The organism is Pediococcus cellicola, assembly GCF_001438655.1.
In the GTDB taxonomy this organism is placed as follows: domain Bacteria; phylum Bacillota; class Bacilli; order Lactobacillales; family Lactobacillaceae; genus Pediococcus; species Pediococcus cellicola.
Genome location: NZ_JQBR01000011.1, coordinates 19,745 through 38,615 on the forward strand (window position 1 = coordinate 19,745; position 18,871 = coordinate 38,615).

At 39.6% G+C, this 18,871-nt stretch carries 15 protein-coding genes; 6 read left to right on the top strand and 9 right to left on the bottom strand.

Translation table 11 applies throughout. The features are described 5' to 3' along the window. Position 1: 1 nt before the first annotated feature. Positions 2-1,105, top strand: a complete 1,104-nt coding sequence (menC, locus tag IV80_RS08730) for an o-succinylbenzoate synthase (RefSeq protein ID WP_057752376.1) — start codon at positions 2-4, stop codon at positions 1,103-1,105. 85 nt (positions 1,106-1,190) lie between these two features. Here menC and IV80_RS08735 read toward each other — a convergent pair whose 3' ends face one another. Further along, the gene (locus tag IV80_RS08735; RefSeq protein WP_057752381.1) at positions 1,191-1,742 is read right to left on the bottom strand and encodes a YiiX/YebB-like N1pC/P60 family cysteine hydrolase; all 552 of its coding nucleotides are present in this window, start codon (positions 1,740-1,742) and stop codon (positions 1,191-1,193) included. A 443-nt stretch (positions 1,743-2,185) separates the two neighbouring features. Then, positions 2,186-3,412 (bottom strand): DUF2075 domain-containing protein, encoded by a 1,227-nt coding sequence (locus IV80_RS08740; RefSeq protein ID WP_057752462.1) that lies wholly within the window; start codon positions 3,410-3,412, stop codon positions 2,186-2,188. A gap of 114 nt (positions 3,413-3,526) precedes the next feature. On the opposite strand from IV80_RS08740, the gene IV80_RS08745 reads away from it, so the two are divergent. The 3 genes from IV80_RS08745 to IV80_RS08755 all read left to right on the top strand — a co-directional run bounded on the left by IV80_RS08745 (position 3,527) and on the right by IV80_RS08755 (position 6,973). Next, positions 3,527-4,051: a GNAT family N-acetyltransferase gene (locus IV80_RS08745; RefSeq protein ID WP_057752384.1), complete on the top strand. Its 525-nt coding sequence runs from the start codon at positions 3,527-3,529 to the stop codon at positions 4,049-4,051. Positions 4,052-4,354: 303 nt separating this feature from the next. Continuing rightward, a complete protein-coding gene (locus tag IV80_RS08750; protein WP_057752387.1) occupies positions 4,355-6,343 on the top strand; it encodes a DUF1430 domain-containing protein in 1,989 nt (662 codons plus the stop codon). Positions 6,344-6,346: 3 nt separating this feature from the next. After that, positions 6,347-6,973 (top strand): ATP-binding cassette domain-containing protein, encoded by a 627-nt coding sequence (locus IV80_RS08755; protein ID WP_083490582.1) that lies wholly within the window; start codon positions 6,347-6,349, stop codon positions 6,971-6,973. Between the two features lie 94 nt (positions 6,974-7,067). Here the strand turns inward: IV80_RS08755 and IV80_RS08760 are convergent, their stop codons facing one another. The 7 genes from IV80_RS08760 to IV80_RS08790 form a co-directional block, all read right to left on the bottom strand. Continuing rightward, positions 7,068-7,907, bottom strand: a complete 840-nt coding sequence (locus IV80_RS08760; RefSeq protein ID WP_057752391.1) for an aldo/keto reductase — start codon at positions 7,905-7,907, stop codon at positions 7,068-7,070. 133 nt (positions 7,908-8,040) lie between these two features. Then, complete coding sequence (locus tag IV80_RS08765; protein ID WP_057752467.1) at positions 8,041-10,788, bottom strand: cation-translocating P-type ATPase; 2,748 nt, start codon at positions 10,786-10,788, stop codon at positions 8,041-8,043. Positions 10,789-11,001: 213 nt separating this feature from the next. Further along, the gene (locus tag IV80_RS08770; RefSeq protein ID WP_236699594.1) at positions 11,002-11,850 is read right to left on the bottom strand and encodes an alpha/beta hydrolase; all 849 of its coding nucleotides are present in this window, start codon (positions 11,848-11,850) and stop codon (positions 11,002-11,004) included. Then, entirely contained in the window at positions 11,843-13,120 is a 1,278-nt protein-coding gene (locus IV80_RS08775; protein WP_057752397.1) for a PTS transporter subunit EIIC, read from the bottom strand. Before IV80_RS08775 ends, IV80_RS08770 begins: the two co-directional genes overlap by 8 nt. A gap of 151 nt (positions 13,121-13,271) precedes the next feature. Further along, on the bottom strand, positions 13,272-14,852 hold the full coding sequence (locus tag IV80_RS08780; protein ID WP_057752400.1) for a BCCT family transporter: 1,581 nt from the start codon (positions 14,850-14,852) through the stop codon (positions 13,272-13,274). Between the two features lie 455 nt (positions 14,853-15,307). Further along, entirely contained in the window at positions 15,308-15,883 is a 576-nt protein-coding gene (locus IV80_RS08785) for a sugar O-acetyltransferase (protein WP_057752403.1), read from the bottom strand. A gap of 31 nt (positions 15,884-15,914) precedes the next feature. Then, entirely contained in the window at positions 15,915-16,985 is a 1,071-nt protein-coding gene (locus IV80_RS08790; protein ID WP_057752406.1) for an Mbeg1-like protein, read from the bottom strand. 146 nt (positions 16,986-17,131) lie between these two features. Here IV80_RS08790 and IV80_RS08795 point away from each other — a divergent pair, with 146 nt between their 5' ends. Together IV80_RS08795 and IV80_RS08800 are read left to right on the top strand one after the other, a co-directional pair. Continuing rightward, positions 17,132-17,830 carry a VIT1/CCC1 transporter family protein gene (locus IV80_RS08795; RefSeq protein ID WP_057752409.1) on the top strand — a complete coding sequence of 233 codons (699 nt, stop codon included), beginning with the start codon at positions 17,132-17,134 and terminating at the stop codon, positions 17,828-17,830. Positions 17,831-17,871: 41 nt separating this feature from the next. Next, positions 17,872-18,534, top strand: coding sequence for a VIT1/CCC1 transporter family protein (locus IV80_RS08800; protein ID WP_057752470.1), 663 nt, complete (start codon positions 17,872-17,874; stop codon positions 18,532-18,534). Positions 18,535-18,871: the final 337 nt, after the last annotated feature.

The following is an 18,871-nucleotide window of genomic DNA, read 5'->3' on the forward strand; positions in this document are numbered from 1 at the left end:
CATGAAAATAGTAAGTGCTTTTATCAGAAAAGTGGATATTCCGCTTAAAACCCCGTTTGAAACTAGTTTTACTAGAATGACTAGTAAAAAATGTCTTATTTTGGAACTACATGACCAAGACGGCACAGTCGGCTATGGTGAGTCATCTGCTTTTGATCAGCCATTCTATAATGAAGAATTTCGGGATGGCAGCTGGGAGTTGATAACCAAGCAACTGCTACCAAGAATAATGAATAAAGAACTCAGGCATCCAGATGATATGTATCATTTAGTTATTGATATTCGTAGGAATAACATGTCAAAAGCGGCAATTAACTGTGCGCTTTGGGATATCTATGCCAAACAACGACATCAAACTTTAGCACAAGCGTTGGGGGGCAAAAAAGATAAGGTAGAAACTGGAGTTAGCATTGGTGTGCAGGATTCTCCGGAACAATTGGTGAAAGTCGTTGAAGGCTATATTCAGGATGGCTATCGACGCATCAAAATGAAAATTAAACCGGGCAAAGATTATGAATATATTGCTGCGGTTAGAGAAAAATTTCCAGATACCATGTTGATGGCCGATGCTAATTCTGCTTACCGGTTGGCTGATGTGGAAATGTTAAAAAAACTCGATGATCTGAATTTAATTATGATTGAACAACCGCTTGAACCCGGAGATTTAGTGGATCATGCGACGCTGCAAGCACAATTAAAAACAAGTATTTGTTTGGATGAAAGTGTGACTTCTTTAGATGATGCTCGTAAAATGGTGCAATTAAAAAGTGGCAGAATTATTAATATTAAGGTTGCCAGAGTGGGCGGCTTAACTATTGCCAAACAAATTCAAACCTATGCACAAGAAAATGGTATCGAATGTTGGTGCGGTGGCATGTTAGATTCAGGAATTGCGCGAGCGGGTAACATTGCGATTGCCACGTTATCTGGATATACATTGCCAAATGATATTGCCGCTTCTGAACGGTATTATGCAGATGACATTATCGAACCCACAATTGCATTAGACGGAACGTTTGTTGATGTTTCTGCAAAAGAAGGACTCGGATACGCTATTAATCGAGAAAATTTGGATCGCTTTACGATTCAGGCAAAGAAAATTTAAGTATATTAAATTACAGAAATAGACTAACTCTTAATTGATGGGAAAACAGTCGTGATGTTTGGACTGTTTTTTGTTTTAATGTTTTTTATAGCACCACATTAGTGATTTTATGCAAGTTTCCTTGCTGCACCATTTCATTAGGATTTAAACCCGGCTGTCCATTGGGAACGGATATGCCTAATTGTGAATAATAGTCTACCCAGAATGGCAAAATGGTCTTGTTTTTTTGATCCATAAAATTCATTGAAATAAGTTTGAAAATTTGATTATTTTTAAAAGCTGTATAAACAAAATCGGCACAGTAATAACCATGGGCATTTGGGCTGTAACTGTCATTATAAGGTTGACCAAGAAGTTGCTTTGCTTGAGCAATAATCTGGGTAGTGTTAATGAGTTGGCTTGAACGGAATAGATCTATTCGTGCCCAGTCGCGAGTTTTGAATTCTGAATAAGATTCGCGAATGCTTCCAGTGGACGGTAAACTATGAAGGACAAAGATTTCATTATTAGCTGTGACTTCGATAAGTGCAACGTGGTCATAAGTTGTCTTTTTTGAAGTGACAGTGCTGTCAACGATGGCTTGAGAAAAATTGTCGGGGACACTTTGTAAAAATAACAAATCAGCATTTTTAAACATAACTGAATTCTCCTTAAATGGACGGTGAATTTAATTCTAATTGTAGGCATTTAATTTAAAAAAGCTCAAGTATTTTTTGAAGCAAAAATTGTTAAGCTTTTAATTACATGTGTGAACTAAAAGTAGATATATGCTTAAATATTTGCGATGTCGACGTTTACCATCATTAGAATTGGTGCATTCACAACACAAAAGAGTTTTAATTTAGGCCGAGAAACCAAGAAAAATTTCAATTAAAAGTAACAAATAAGATTTCTCGCCATAGCGGCCAAGCCATTTTTTAATCTTGAATTTAAGCTTTAAGCGCAACGAAAGTCATAGCAACACTTGCAGTCCTATTGGTCTCCCAAAGTAAATCAAAAAGAGCTGATACGGGAAAAGATTTCGACGAGTCAATGTTAAATCAAGAGATTCGGTGGTGATTATTGAAGTAAATAAAATACTTAAAGACTGTCCACGTAAAGATTAGCCAATTTTTGGCGCAGTTCTGGCTGACTTGCGTAAATATATAACCCATGAACACCACGTTTTAAAAGGACGTTCAGTGTGTTCATGATGAGGCGTTGTTTGATTTTGATGAGTTCTTTTTGGTCGGTCAAGTCAGCTCGTTTTTTAAAAATTTCACTGTCAGTGACTTTACTTAGATTGACGGTCACGCCCTCTGTAAGGGGATCATATTCAATGGGTGGTCCTAAGATGACACCGACATAATTTAAATCAAATCCTTGAACGGTATAAATGGAGCCCACTTCATGAATGGTTTCTGGTTTTTCTGCCCAAGACTGACGAGAATAATTGTACTGATCCCAAGGTAACTTAAAGTTACCTTCGACAATATAATGTTTACCACCATCTAATTTCGATGGATAACCGGTTGTGGATACAATTCTGGATAAACCCACCGCTTGATTTTTTGCTTGGATTAACTGATACATTTTTTGGGCGTCATCCAGGATGCGAAAATCGAAGTGGTCTTGTCGATGTTTGGGAAGAGGATCAAGGTTGCCGTGTGTCAAATCATCAATCCAAGCGATTAACCTAGGATCAGCATGCATACGAAATTGATCTTGTAAGATATAACTGTCATGATCATACGGATTCACAATTTTTGCCAAACGTTCGTGATCCCAATAACTTTTCGTTTTGAGAACTTGATTTTCATCGAAAACGAGGATGACAATTTTGCTGTGCTTTATAATTTCAACTAATTGATTTTGCTGATCAAAATTGTTGTAACGATCAGGACGTGATAACAAAAGATGTGCCTCATCAATGACAGTGATGTCAGCTATTTTTTGGTCTTTGTGACGCCGATTAATAAAGGAAGTCGGGCGATCAAAGTCCTTTTTAAATAGATGTGGTTGTTCTCCCGCGATTTCTTGATAGACCTTCAGAATTTCAGGATGATTTACAAGGAAAACATTTTTGGTGCCATAAAGTGCACTTTGAGGGTTACTACGGGCGGCAGTCTGTAATTTATTAAAAATTTGGCTTAAGACCACACTCTTACCGGTACCTGCTTCACCGTAGATGGTAAAAACAGCGTGTTGCGATTGGCCGAGGTGTGTATGAATAAAGGCCATTACTTTATTTTTTAATTGAAGTTGTTCAGACGACAGCGTTTTAAATGGAGATAACTTATAACGTGCGTCGTTATGTTGATCTGAAATCATGAAATGACCTTCTCTCTTAAGAATACTTAATTTTATGGTAAATCAAAAAGCAGGATTCTTCAAAGTGCTATACTTTTTACATGACATAAACAAAGGTAGGCTTCGTTAGAGATGATCAAAATTGTGAGTTTGAACAAAGAAAATTTAAAAGAATGGGATCAATCTAATACGCCGTTTTCATTAACGGGTCGTGTCATTCCGGCTCTAGAAAACGGGCAGTGGACAGTAAGCGAGGAACGTTTCACAAATGCGAAGACAACGAAATTTCCAGCAGAAGAGCCAGACGAAAGTTACTTAAAAGATCCACACAAGCAACTGTACTTTGCCTATTTAAATGGTGAAAATGTTGGGCAAATCCGCATGTTTAAGAATTGGAATAAGTTCGGCTACATCGAAAATATTGCGATAAAAGCTGGCTATCGGCATGCTGGAATTGGTCAACAGCTCTTTGAGACTGCTGAAAAATGGGCACGCGCTAATCAATGTGTGGGACTGCAATTAGAGGCACAAGATGATAATTTAAACGCGTGCCGATTTTATCAAAAACAAGGAATGCAACTTGGTGGGGTGGATACGTTGTTCTATACGGCCAATCCCAATATTAGTGTGGCTCTACAATGGTACAAACTGTTTTAAAACGATTCAAATGTGCATTGGGTGGCGATTTAGGCCGGTATACTGACTTTGTTGATGAGATAATTGTTTAAGCGTGAAATGGACAACTTAATATTGGTGAAAATACTAAAAGTTGGTCAATAAGAGATTGTTAAAAATGACTTCATAAAAGTAAAGTTTTCGAGATGAACATAAGGCTTGGGGCAACCTGTTTAACTTGAAGACTTTATTCGTTTATAGGGACTTCTCAAGGATGGCATTAAGTATTATTTATTGATACTTGGATTAGGTCCCATGTGTACATATATAGGGGGAGAAAATAAAGTGAATAAAATTAGACGTATCACAATTAGAGTGGTCAGCGTTATCTGTTTACTTGTGCTTTTTGCTTTTGTTCGGTCTATTGCGCCAACATATATTGAATCAAGTCGTACTGCCTATGAAATCAATGGTATGCGCGGCGGTATCGATAGCAAAAGATTTAATAGAGCGATCACAAATTACACAAATCAACACCATGTTTCAGCAATAAAGGTATTTAATGTCCAAACTGTAAATGATACTGGCGATACACAGACTAAAATGTACGTTTTTGGGAATAACACAAAGGTACCTAAAGAATCAATAGCTACAAAACTAGAAATGCAAATTAGCGACATAAGATATCCACTTTATTTTGTCGGGCATGTAAACCGAGATTCCATTGAACGAATGTTTAAGCGTAATAAAATTCAATATGCATCAATAAACGAGAGTTGGAATTGGGGAATTTCGGATTTTCTGAATACCAATCAACTATCTAGTATTCTAATATTGGCTTTTTTAGTAATGGGAATCGTTATCATTTTAGCTAATTTACACAACTTAAAAAAAACTAATATTCGTAATTTATTGGGTATGTCGAATTTTGATGACGCTTTTGACACTTTTATAGATGATCAGGGCTATTTCTTAAGCAGCTACTTACTTGGTATTGTTCTGTTGATGATTTATATGTGGATGAATAAGTTCATGAACTGTTATCGAATCGTAGCTTATTTTGCGTTGTTATTATACTTGATAGTTATTTTGGTAACCGGAGTAGCAGCAATTTTAAGAGCCCATTCACATTCTGAACGAACCATTGTTAATGCCATTAAGGGTAATGTTAAAAACAAACTTGCTTTCTATATTAATATGATCATTAAAATTGTCGTGGAAATCTTTGCTTGTTTGACTTTCGTGACTTTACTGGGAACGTTAAAACAAAGTCAACAATTAAACAACCAATTATCTGTTTGGACACATGGTAAGACTTACTATACCGTCAATCTTTCTCCGATTGATACGACAAGTAAAGAAGATAAAATCGTTAATCATGGATCCACCGTCTTATTCCATTATCTTGAGAATCACGGTGGAATGCTTGCTAATTATCAAGGCTGGGGAACTGGTAAAGCAGACGTCATGAACTCTTCTAATGGTCATGTTTTGACTGTAAATCCCAATTACTTAAAAATAAATTCGGTTCTAGCTTCTGATGGTAAACGGATTCGCATCCCAAATAAAACTAGGACAACTTACGTTCTAATTCCGGAAGACCAGTATGCCAATCGTAGTCAGATTTTACGAGAATATCGAAGTGATTTGTGGCTAAATAGTGCCGAGCACAAAACCGGAAAGAAACTGACAATCAAAGCAATTAAGATCAAGAATTCACAACGTTCGTTTACCTATAGTGCGAATGCACTGGATTTGGGTTATTACGATGCTTATGTCAATTCTCCAGTTGTGCTTGTTTTAACAAACGAGTCTTTAGGTGGTATCGGTAAGCATAACACAGACGCAAACAGTATTTGGTCAAGTTATCTTTCCAATGAAGCCTTTCTTAGTTCTAGTGTTTCAGTAATGCACAAAGCTATTCAAAAATCAGGAATGTCCCGCTATATTGGTGGTATTGTGGATACCAAAAGTTATGCGATGAAACAATTAACACTAGTTCGCCGCAAACTAGAAATTTCAATAGCTGTGCTGGTTATTACATTAGCGATCATTATCATTGAAAATATTTCGTTTAATAGTATTTATTTTAATAACAATCGTAAGAAGATTGCCATTAAACGATTATTGGGAAGCCACTTCATTAGTATTTTTGGTAAATTCATCAGTTTGAATTTAATATTAAGTCTTTTTGAAGCCTTCATTGTGTGGGCAATTACTAAAAATATGATGGTTACGATACTGTTGCTAGTGTTGTCCAATGTTGTCGAACTGCTGATATTGAGCATTCAGAACCATTATTTGGATATTAATAAGGCAATCAAAGGGGAATAAATCATGACCAGTTATTTAAAACTTACAGGATGTAGCAAAAGCTTTGATCAATATCATGTTTTTAAAAATGTCGACTATCAATTTGAATCCGGAAAAATGTACGCCCTTGTCGGACCGTCTGGGAGTGGCAAGACTACCCTATTGAATAGCATTGGGCGTTTAGAAAAGTTAACCGCTGGTTCCATCAGTTTTGAGGGCACAGATATCACAACTATTCCGAGTTTGAAATATTTTCGTCAATTTATCGGGTATCTGTTTCAAAATTATGCACTGGTTGACGAAGAAACAGTTGCCCAAAATCTTAATATTGTGAAACATTATCGAACCGCTGAATTACAGAACCATTTGGCAAAATTTGGCTTAGATGATACCTATTTAACACGTAAAATATTTACGTTATCTGGTGGGGAGGCACAACGAGTTGCCTTAGCACGCTTAAGTTTGCAAAATCCTTTAATTGTACTAGCAGACGAGCCCACGGGTGCCTTAGATCACGCTAATGGTCAATTGGTTCTTGATAGTTTACGGGCAATGGCGGTTTCTGGTAAAGTCGTTATAATTGCGACACATGATAACCATGTGAAAGCCGCAGTAGACGAGTGCTTAGATATTTCAAGTTTTAAAGCATAACTGCTAAGTTTTTGTTATTGTGCGTCTATAAATATATAGAAAAGGTCTTAAATGTTGCGTGTAATCAAACATTTAAGGCCTTTTTAGGTTGCTATTATTCGTTGTGATCTTCACCTGGTGCAGTGTCCACCAAGCTGTCTAACAATTTCATATCCGCTTCAGGAATCACAAAGTCTAAATCAGTGTTTTCTTTAATATGTGCCGGATTAATGGCTTTAGGTAAAGGCAAAATGTCATGTTGTAAGCAATATTTGATAGCCAATTGGGCAATCGTCACTTGATTACGTTTGGCAATGTCTGCCACTTCTGGATTGTGCAGTAAGTAGCCAGTTGCTAGAGGTGAGAAAGCTTCAACCAGCATGCCACTTTCTTTGGCAAACTTCACGTTTTGTGGCTCCGTGTAGCCAATGTAGTATTGCAACTGATTTACCATAGGTTCAATTTCACAATTGTCCAAAATGTTTTTTTGATCTTGAACATTAAAATTCGAAATACCGATTGCTTTGGCACGTCCGGATTGATAAATTTTTTCCATTGCCCGCCAAACTTCAACGTTTTCTTTAGAGTAGTCAGCACCAAACTCGTCCCATGGCCATGGGGCATGAATTAAATACAAATCAACGTAATCTAAATCTAGATTCGTCATGGTTTCTTCAAAATAACGTAAACTATCTGCATAGGTTTTGCTCTTAGCAGGCAATTTGGTGGTTACAAAAATTTGATCACGCGCAATGCCGGAATCGCGGATAGCTTTACCCACACTTTTTTCGTTACCGTATTGCCATGCGGTGTCAATATGGCGATAACCTGCCGCTAAAGCATTTTTAAAGGCATTGTAGGCTACTTCACCATCTGGAACTTGCCAGGTGCCAAAGCCGACCTTAGGAATTTTAACGCCGTTTCGAAGTTCAAAAGTATCAGTTAATTCATGCATCTTACATCTCTCCGTTTCGATTAACAGTTTTTGGAATACCTAATCATACCATGAATTTGGCGTTCGAAAATTAAATTTGAAACTAAAAAATGAAGTCCAAATTTCTTGGACTTCATCAATCATTTATATTTTGTCACGCGACGTTTGATTTAGGCGCGTGCTTTTTGCGCATAAATAATTTGCGTGCTTCTTCAATTAATACCAGAGGAATAGGGATGCAGAATAACAAGACCCAGTCATGCCAATCAATTGGCGCGGTGTTGAATAATCCCTGGAGGAACGGCACATAGATTAGCAAAGCAAGTAGCGCGACTTCAAAGACAATACCGCCCCAAATGCGTCGGTTGCTGAATATTCCAATGCTAAAAACAGATGAGTTTTTAGTTCGACAATTGATGGCAGCGGCAATCTGACAAAAGACAATGGCAGCTAAGGTCATCGTAGTGGCTTCTTGATAGACCGGGCCAGACGCAGCCAAAGCGATATTTGGCCAACCGTGTTGACTGTTGACGAAGAAATAACCAATTGTGGAAATAATCGACGCTACCATGCCATACCACGCGAAGGCTTTGAGAATAATACCTCGGTTAAGTAGGTGAGCAGTTCGCAAACGCGGCGGCTGTTTCATGATGCCAGGTTCGCTTTTTTCAGCACCTAAACCTAATGCGGGTAACATATCGGTTCCCAAATCAACGGTTAAAATTTGCATAACAGTTAGGGGCAGTGGAATCAAGCCCCGTGAGAATAGGAATAAAATTGAAGGGGCAGCTTCCGGCATATTACTATTCAAAATGTAAAGTAAGAATTTTTGTAGGTTGCTGTAAACGGTTCGACCTTCTTCAATAGCAGCGACAATGGACGCAAAATTATCATCAGTAAGGATCATATCAGCTGCGTCTTTAGCGACATCTGTTCCAGTCACACCCATGGCTACACCAATATCAGCTTTTTTCAAAGCGGGTGCATCGTTGACGCCATCACCAGTGGAAGCTACGATTTCGCCATTACTTTGTAAGGTTGATACGATGCGGTACTTTTGTTCAGGCGCTACACGAGCAAAAATGACTTCTCCTTCAAGCGCTTTTTTGAGGTCCGCTGTGTGCATTTCAGCTAATTCATCACCTGTAATTACACGGGCGTTATCACTTGTGATACCAATTTTAGTTGCAATACTTTTGGCAGTTAATGAACTATCTCCAGTGACCATAATGATTCGGATGCTAGCTTCGTGGCATTTACGAACGGCCTCATAAATTTCTGGACGCGGTGGATCTTGCATAACGGTTAGGCCGACGAATGTTAAATGTGTTTCAGCATTCTCAATAGTCCAGTCTTTAGGATCATTGGGAAGACGATCGTCATCGTTGGCATCACGGTACGCAATGGCAAGGGAACGTAAACCTTGAGCGGCGTACTTTTTGTCAGCAGCATTAATTTGTTGTTTGTCTGCCTCAGTGATTGGGCGAACCGTACCGTTATCCAAAATGGTATCACTGATTGGTAACATGCCGTCTAACGAACCCTTTACACAAATGGTCGTTTTATCCCCAACCTTGTGGAAAGTCGACATCCGTTTGCGATCAGAATCAAAAGGTAATTCGCCAATACGGGGAACTTTTTGGATTTCTTCTTCAACGTTCATTCCCGCCTTTTGTGCCAGAATAATGAGCGCGGCTTCTGTGGGAGTTCCGATAATTTTCGGGTTGTCTCCCGCATTTTTGGGTTGTTCAACCTTGGTATCATTATTCAAAGCTGAGACTCGCAATAACATTTCTAGATCAGGGTGTTGGGCGATTGTGACGTCTTGGTTGTTCATCTGAATATGACCGTTATTGACATACCCTTGTCCGGTTACGGTAAATTCATGACTGGCCAGCCATAGGTGATTGATGGTCATCTGATTTTGCGTTAACGTTCCCGTTTTATCCGAGCAAATTACTGTAGTTTCGCCCAACGTTTCCACACTGTTTAAATTCTTGACTAAGGCGTGTTTTTTGGCCATTCGGGTCACACCTTGTGCTAAAGAAAGGGTGACAGTCGGTAAGAGGCCTTCTGGGATAAAGGCTACAATCATTCCCAACGCAAAAATAAATGATTTGGCAATCGGGTAATGAACGAAGAAAATTGCGGCGATAAAAAAGATGGTTCCAATCAAAATCGCAATTAAAGAAAGTTGTTTGGTTAAATGATTCAACTCTAATTCTAGTGGGCTAGCGTGATGCTTTTCACTTTGTGTCAACTTGGCAATTTTACCAAATTCTGAATGCATCCCAGTAGCCACCGCCACAGCAGTAGCAGTTCCACTACCAGCAACGGTTCCAGCAAACACGATGTTAGCTTCGGCAAATCGCCCAACTCCATGGGCGTATTGGGCTTGTTTGCCAACCAAGACGGATTCACCGGTCAAAGCCGATTCGTCAACTTGAAGAGCATTTGATTTGATGATACGTGCATCGGCAGAAATACTGTTACCAGCCTGAATGATGAACACATCCCCAGGAACCAAATCTTCCGAATTGATTTGTTGGGGTTTGCCATCCCGTAAGACTTGCGCGTAAGTTGGCAACATCTTAAGGAGGGAATCAGTGGCTTTTTGTGCTTGGTGTTCTTGCCAATAACTGAAAATACCATTGATGACATTGACAGCCCAAATAGCAATTCCCAGTTCAACCATTTGTGCAAAAATGGCAATGAACCCACTAATCCACAACAAAATGGCCATTAAACTCGTAAAGTTTTTTAAAAATGACTTGAGTTGTGATTGTTTTTTATTGCGCTGAATCGTATTTTTGCCAAATTTTTTTAATAATCCAGCAGCTTGTTCGGAAGTTAAACCCGTTTCCTTGGTACCAAAGTACTTATACACGTCGTTCATGTGCATGGACGCATACCGCGTCGTACTTTTTTGGTTTACTTTATCCAAAATACCGGCCTCTTTCTTTTCTATTTTAGGTGTAATGCCTTGCACCGTATAAGTATAACGCCATTTGCAAAAAAGGAGGACTTTAATTCTTAAATTATTTTTAAGCCAGCCTAAGTTGCAAAATAAAAAAGCCCTACTGCAAAGATTAAACGTAGCAGGGCTTTGAAAAATTTAGTGGCGAATATTAATATTTGGTTGATCTGGAAGATTGTTCACATGCAAAATATATTGTTGAATTAAGCTTACAATTTCTCCATTTTGGGGCAGATCATGATGGGTACTATCTTCACCAGTGACCGTAATCTGTGTATATTTTTTAGCTGTGTTTTGGTAAATATACTTGCCGGCTTCCACGCTGGCAAACGGCACGGTGCCATCATTATTGTAGTTTTCGGTACCAGCAACCGAGTACATAATTAAATTGGAAGGAATCTTGGTGTTGGCTTTGATCATGTCACTCAGCATTTGTGTGCGTTTATCAATATTGGTTTCCGAAAAATTAAAGGGTGATGCAATCGTCATCAGTGTCGTGATACGTAATTTTTGGGGATTAAAGTATTTTTCTAAATAGCGTGTCAAAACGAGGCCGCCGTTAGAGTGACCAATGGCAGAAAAGTGATTAAATTGGTATTTTGCGCTTAAAATTTTTATGGCGTGGTTGAACCAGGCTGCCTGTTTTTTGATGTTGGAATAACCATCATGATTGTTAGCGAAGGCGATCACAATATAGGGATGACTACGACCTGGTTTGAAAGTGCCACTGTAAGATAAATGATTATCTGTATGAACGGTCACCTTGAGAAGGCTACTCGTCGTTTTTGTTTTGCCGTTAAGCTCGTTGACCATCGCGTCAAAACGCTCTTGTGTGGCACTACTGCCAGGGACAAGAATGATGGGGGAAATTCTGGAATCAGCAGCAGGTATCGCATTTCGCATATTTTTTTGTGTCCAGTTCAGACCTAAAAAGCCCATGTAGGTCATTAAGGTCGCTAAAATGATGAAACGTAGCCATTTATACATTAAGCTCATCTCCATTCTGAGCGGTGAATTGATCAAGAAGGTTGACGAATGGATAGTAGACTAACCCTGAAACGCACACACAGAGCAGACTAACAGCCAAAGCGCCGAAGTTACCGTTTGTGCCAAGAAATGCTCGCAAAATTCCGGGTGTGGCGTATGGAATCACGTAGGCAGCAGGTGGTACTAAGTGCATACTGATAGCTAAGTAACCAATAGTCATACTCAAAAAAGGTGCTAACAAAAGAGGAATAAAGAATAGGGGATTAAACAAAATTGGGACGCCAAACATGAGGGCCTCACCTTGGTCGAACAGAAGCTGTCCAAACGTCAGTCGAGCAACTAAGCGAGTTTGTTGGTTTTTAACCCGTAACAAAATAGTGCTTCCTAAAGCTAAAAGCATCCCATTTCCACCCAAGGCACCATAAGAATCATACAGCGTATGTAAGTTAATAGGATAGGGAACTTTCCAAAGGCTATGATGTACGGCCAGGTAGGCCAAATTAGCCCCCTCTGAAGAAAAATGGTTACCCATATTAGTTGTGAATTCATTAATGATGCCTAGAAAATGCCCTAAATTTCCCAGTGTCGTTGCTAAGATAATTCGCCAAAATGTCGGTTGTTTTCCTGATTGAAATAAGTTTTGAACTTGCTGAAAAAGATAGTTTGGGTAGAGCTGGGTTTGGTAAATAATAAAGCTGAGCGCGCCAATGAACACAATCAAAAAAGAAAAAATAGCGATTAAATGGGTTGTCGCCCAGTAGCTAGTGGTGATTTTAGTTGGTTGACGGCGTTCAATAAAACTGTAGATGAAACCCGTCAACAAGCCAATCAGAATGGGAATAAGAAGGTTACTGGCCACTGTTGCAATTTGAGGTAAATCAAGACTAGAAGCTGTTTCAACAATTAAAAGAAAATAGATAAACAGACTGGTAATACCGGCTAAGTGTTCGTGTGACTGTCGGACATGCAACTCGTAAAGTTTCTCGGCCGAGAAAAAGGCCAGTAGCAAGGAGACCGTGATAAAAGTAAGATCATTGGTTGATTTTAATAGGTATGCTAAGTCTTGAAAACCAGGTAGGTTAGTTTTTAAATTCCAAGCAGTTTCTAAAATGCCATTTTCATGAAAGCAAGTTTCATAAATAATATGAAAAGTGACGCCGACAAATTCCAAGGGAAACACTAACCATAGCGTGGCTAAAATGGCACGATAAAGGTTCCAGTGATAGAGCTTTTGAGTAAATTTCAGTAAATGATTTTTAACGGTTACCATTGAAATCACCCCCTAATCCGTTTCTCTTGATTATACAACATCTGTACGGGTACAGCCTGCATTGTAATTTTTTATTTGCAGTATAATTTGGTTTAAAAAAGATCCAAGCAGAATTTGAATTTCTGCTTGGATCTTTGTGTAATGTTGGAATTTAATCACTTAAATAACTTTCTAGTGTCACTTGAACATGTTTACGTTTCTTGATAATTTCAGGTGTAACGTGAGGCAAAAACAAAACGGTCTCTTTTTTGGCAACCGCCACTTGTTGGTCTTTGTGAATCATTTGCCAAATGGACAGCAATAATAACGCACAAACGGCAATCAGGGGGAAACCAGCAATCGAACTAATGGCCTGAACGGTCTTGAACCCACCGACAAACACGATACCAAACGAAAAGATGATGAAGACAATAACCCAGATCAAACGATTGAACTGACTAGGTTGTTCACCTGGTTTAAGATGCCGGCTCGTAAAGGACGATACGATAAACGCTGAAGAAGAAATCGTCGTGGCCAAGAAGATAAAGCAGGAAATGCTATAGATAATTAACATCAACATCTTTAATGGCAAGGTACTGATGACGGCGGCAATGGCTGCGGCCTGTCCTTGGGTGTTTAAAATGTGTACCAAATTGACGATACCACTTTGTTGCAAGTACAACGAGTAGCCACCCAGAATGGCATAAAAACTCATACAGCCGAGCGCGCCATAAGTGAGCATACCGACAATGACCTGGCGAATAGTCCGACCGCGTGAAATACGTGCAATAAATAATCCCATTACTGGCATATAGGATAACCACCAACCCCAGTAAAAGATGGTTTCTTGTTGTGCCACTCCTGGTTTACCATTTGTGGTGGTGCTCGCACTCATGGTGATAAACTTTTCGACCATCAAACGCAGACTGTTACCCTCATCACGAAAGATCGTTAGGGTAGGCCCAATAAAGAGCACAATGAGCAAGAAGCCAATGGCAGTCCAAATATGAGCAGCACTTAGCTTATCGATACCGCCCTTGATGCCATGAAAAACAGTGACGGCAAAAATTAAGAATAAAATTAAAAACATGAATAATTTTAAAAAGAGGGTATCGGGGATACCGGTGATTTCATTGATAATTCGTGAAAGAACCGGAATTTCCATTCCAACTGAGGAACCAATTCCACCCATAATGCCGAAGACGACTAAGAAATCAATGATTTGACGAATGATTTTTTTGGAACGTTCGGGACCCTTTAAAAAGGAAATGGCGGAACTAATGCGCATGACGTGAACGTTTCGTACGTACATCACGTAGGCAATGGCGATAGTTGCAGAAGCAAACATCATCCAAGCCATAGGTCCCCAATTGAATTGGCCTAGCATGTGAGCATCGCCATAAGCGGCAGCAGAATAGGGTTTGTCTCCAAAAACGGGACTTTGAACGTAGCGTAATGGGTCGACCATGCTCAACATAAGAATACTAGCATCAATGGCAGTGGCAAAAACCATGCTGCCCCACTGAAAGCTACTGTACTCAGGTTTATCTTTGGCATGGCCAAGCTTGATATTGCCAAAATGACTGAAAGCTAGGTACATAAAGAATACGAAGTTGATGATGTAGATGCCCAAGTAAGCCCAGGACATGTGTGCGGTGATGCCGTTCATGACGCTGCTTAAAGCGACACGAAGGTGAGAACCTCCAAGGATGAGCCCAAGTGAGACAAGGGCGAAAAGACTAACGGTAGGAATAAAAACGGTGCGGTCGATATTTCTGTGGTGTAAAATAATAATCCTCCTAATAATATATAAGTGAGTGTAGGGGAGTGCTTATGTATTGAGAAACAAAGGTGTTTTAGGCAAAACGTTATTTTGCAGTAAGCGTGCCGATTTCTCAATACATGCTTCCAAAAATGTTTTAAAAAAATGTGTGTGAAGTGTTAAAGCCACAGTAGTGTGTCCGTTAGCAAAATAAAGGCTTGCGTTAGACCTATTTTCTACTGTGAATGGCTTCTAGGAACTGTCCGAAAGGAACCGATGAAGCCGCAATGTAAAATAAATGGCTTTGAAAAAGCGATGAAAATAACTGAGTGACTTACAAAATTTCAAACAAAAAAACGCCCACAATTATCCCATCAGGATATCTGCACAGCGTTTTAAACTTATACAAATACTAATGAATTCGCTCGCTTTTTCGTTGATTGAATTTAGTTTTTGATCACATCCCCATTTGCGTCAAGATGATGAATAATCCGTGCTGGATTACCCACAATCACAACATCATCTGGAAAAGATTTGGTGACGACAGATCCTGCACCAACAACGACACGGTTTCCTAAAGTGACGCCAGGAAGGACTGTGACACGGCCACCCATCCAAACGCTGTTCCCAATTGTAATTGGGGCGCCCATTTCGACATCAGCATCGCGCCGTTTGGCGTCTAAGGGATGCACAGGTGTATACAGGCCAACGTTAGGACCAAAGTAGCAGTGACTGCCAATTGTAATTGGGCAAGTGTCCAACATGGTAATGTCATAATTGCCATAGAAGTGGTCACCAATGCGAATGTTAAAGCCGTAGTCGAATTTAAAACTACTCTCTACAAAAAAATGGTCACCTGTTTCAGCAAGCAAGCTTTGGAAACGATGATTTCGATTGTCATTATCAGTAATCTGGTTAATCTCTTGCAGTTGTTGCCGAATAAACTTTCGTCGTGCAATCAATTCAGCATCAAACTCCTGGTAAGATTCGCCAGCGGTCATTTTTTCTCTTTCAGTTTTCATAGTACTAGCGTACCACGTTTAGCCAAATTTGTTAAAAGTGGGTAAAACCAATGATAATTTGAAAGGCGGATTGGAGAGCTTTTTGGCCCATTTCCTTTGCAAGTGGCGCAAAAGAAGTACTTTGCAAGCGAAATTCTTTAGTGACTTGTTGCCAGTGTTTTAAAAGATCGTTTACAGAAATTGCGTTTGTTTGATTTAAAATTTCCCAAAAGGTGTTTACAAATCGATGGGCATCGCCTTGTGTCTGCTGCTGTAGCCATTTTGGAAGCGTTGTGGACAAAAAAGTATCGCCTAAACGCACATCTCCCAAAATAACCGGCTGATCATCATGCAATTGCCAGCTATAAATATCGTGTTGCCAAATACCACTGGTCGTACTGTTGACAACGTGGACAGGAGTGGCGAATTTGGAGCCAATCGTAAAGAAAGGTAATTGTGGCACGAAAGTTTGAAAATGTGTTTTAAATTGGGTAGCAGATAAGTGGTCTTCAAAGATTTGGGGACCATCAAAATTGATGACTTGTGTGATTTGGCGTTTAAGGGTGCCATCAGCATGACTTGCCGCGTAGATGGCCATACTGCCACCTTTGGAAAAGCCAATGATTTGAAGTGTGTCGCTTGCAATAGCGGCAACTTGCGCCAAATAGGACTGGCTAAAAGTCTGCCAATCAGAAAGAATTGGGTTATAAAGTATTTTTAGGTCAGACTGCCAGCCGAGTTTAGTTCCATCCGCACCACGAAAAACGACGGCTTTGGTATGTGGTTCAATTTGGACGGTGAGTCCGCCACATTGACGTTCCAAATCATTTAATGAATGGATTTGAAAGCCGGAAAGCAAAACTTTTTGGTAGCGAAAGGTTTTACTTAACTTCTCAATTAATAAGCGATCATTGGGAAGCAAGAGGTGCTCGGCAGTAGTCGCTAACTTCTTCGAAAGCTGTTGCATGGCATTGGGTAAAGAAATAGTTTCTGTGGGATCGCTTGAAACAATACCATTCAAGGGCAAGAATGGCAGTCGCGAAAAAACGAGTTGGTCAGCAGTTGTTAAAGTTGAGGTGACAGGCCGATTATAGTTATCTAAATAAGTTAACAGATCAGGCATTTTGATATCTCCGTCGAAAAAATTTTTCGTTTCCTACATTAAAAACTACCATTGCAACGGCAACGAGTCAATTTGCAAAATTAAAAAGAACTAGTATGATAAAAGTGAACTTGGTTAGAATCATTCTAATGAGAGGGAGTGTTTATATGGAGATTCACAAAAAACAGCGAAGATTTTCGCCTTCTCTGGCGCAAAAAATAAACGTCATGCGAGCCAGTGTGATGGGAGCAAACGACGGTATTTTGTCGGTGGCTGGTATTGTGATTGGTGTGGCTGGTGCGACAACCGATAGTTTTTCTATATTCATTTCGGGAATCGCGGGAATGATTGCGGGAACAGTTTCGATGGCAATGGGGGAATATGTGTCGGTGAATACGCAAAAAGACGCACAGCAGCATACCGTTGAAATTGAGAAACGTGCCTTAGCTAATCATTATGAAGAAGAGTTTGCTAGTGTGAAACAAAAGTTTTTGGATTCAGGCATTTCAGAGAGCCTGGCACAAAAAGCTACTGATGAAATGATGACCCAAGATGGTTTAACGACCGTGGTGCGCGAAAAGTATGGCATTAATATTCATGATTATACGAATCCTTATTATGCCGCTTTGGCTTCGATGATTTCTTTTCCAACCGGCTCACTACTACCTTTGTTAGCGATCAGTTTTATGCCTACAGCTTATAAAATTCCACTCACTATTCTTACTGTAGCATTCGCGTTAGCAGTGACAGGATATTTAGCGGCGGCCTTAGGTAAGGCGATTCGGCGTAAAGGTGTCCTTCGCAATGTGGTGTCCGGACTAATCACAATGTTGGTTACTTACTTCATTGGAAGCTTGTTTGCGTAAACTGAGGGGATGAGAATTTGACGCAAAAAAAGAATAAAAATATGGATAATTGGCTTAACACTTTGCGTGCCGGTGTATTAGGCGCTAATGATGGAATTTTGACTGTGGTTGGTGTGTTATTCAGTGTGGCAGCAGCCACCACCAATTCATTTACAATCTTCATTGCTGGCTTATCTGATTTGTTAGCTTGTGCGTTTTCAATGTCAGCTGGGGAGTTCGCTTCAGTAAGTTCGCAACGCGATACAGAAAAAGCGGTTGTAGGTCAAGAACGACTATTATTAAACACCAAGTTTGCGGATGAAAAGGATCATGTGGTGAAGTTTTACGAAGCAAAGGGCGTTCATCAGCAAACAGCCCAAGCCATTGCGGATGAGCTGCTGGCACAAAAAGATCGTGCTTTAGCTACAGTTGTGAGTGTGAAATATGATATGAACTTGAAAAGTTATTTGAATCCGTGGCAAGCGGCTTTATCTTCATTAGTTTCGGCTGCTTCAGGAGGCATTTTTCCACTTTTGGCAATGACGTTTGCACCGGCAGGCATGCAATTATTGGCAACAATTTTAGCTGTTTTAGTGGCAGTTGCACTGACTGGATATATGAGCGCCAGACTAGGAAATGGATTACCTAAAAAAGCAATGATACGTAACATTATTGTGGGGATCATTACTATGTTTATCCACTACTATGTGGGCAAGTTATTTTAGATTTGAAACAAATTAAGGCTGGACTGTAGATAAAAAAGCAATCTTAGTTTCGAGTTTAATTACCATGTCTTAACGATACATGGTGTGTAAACTGGGAATTGTGATGTTGGCTGTTCTGGTCGATTGTGAAATCTTAATCGTAGAAAAGTAGAGGGAAAAAGCGTCATCCTTTTTATCCGACGGCGACTGCTAAAGTTTGAAAACGGTGAGAGACTGGGGGATCCCAGCCTCTCTTTTTTGCGGCAAAAAATTTACGTTTCAAACAACGGTGTTCTGGTGTTTAGACATTTTTTATTGAGTGTCTTCACTTGTCTAAGAAAAGACGATACCTAACTCA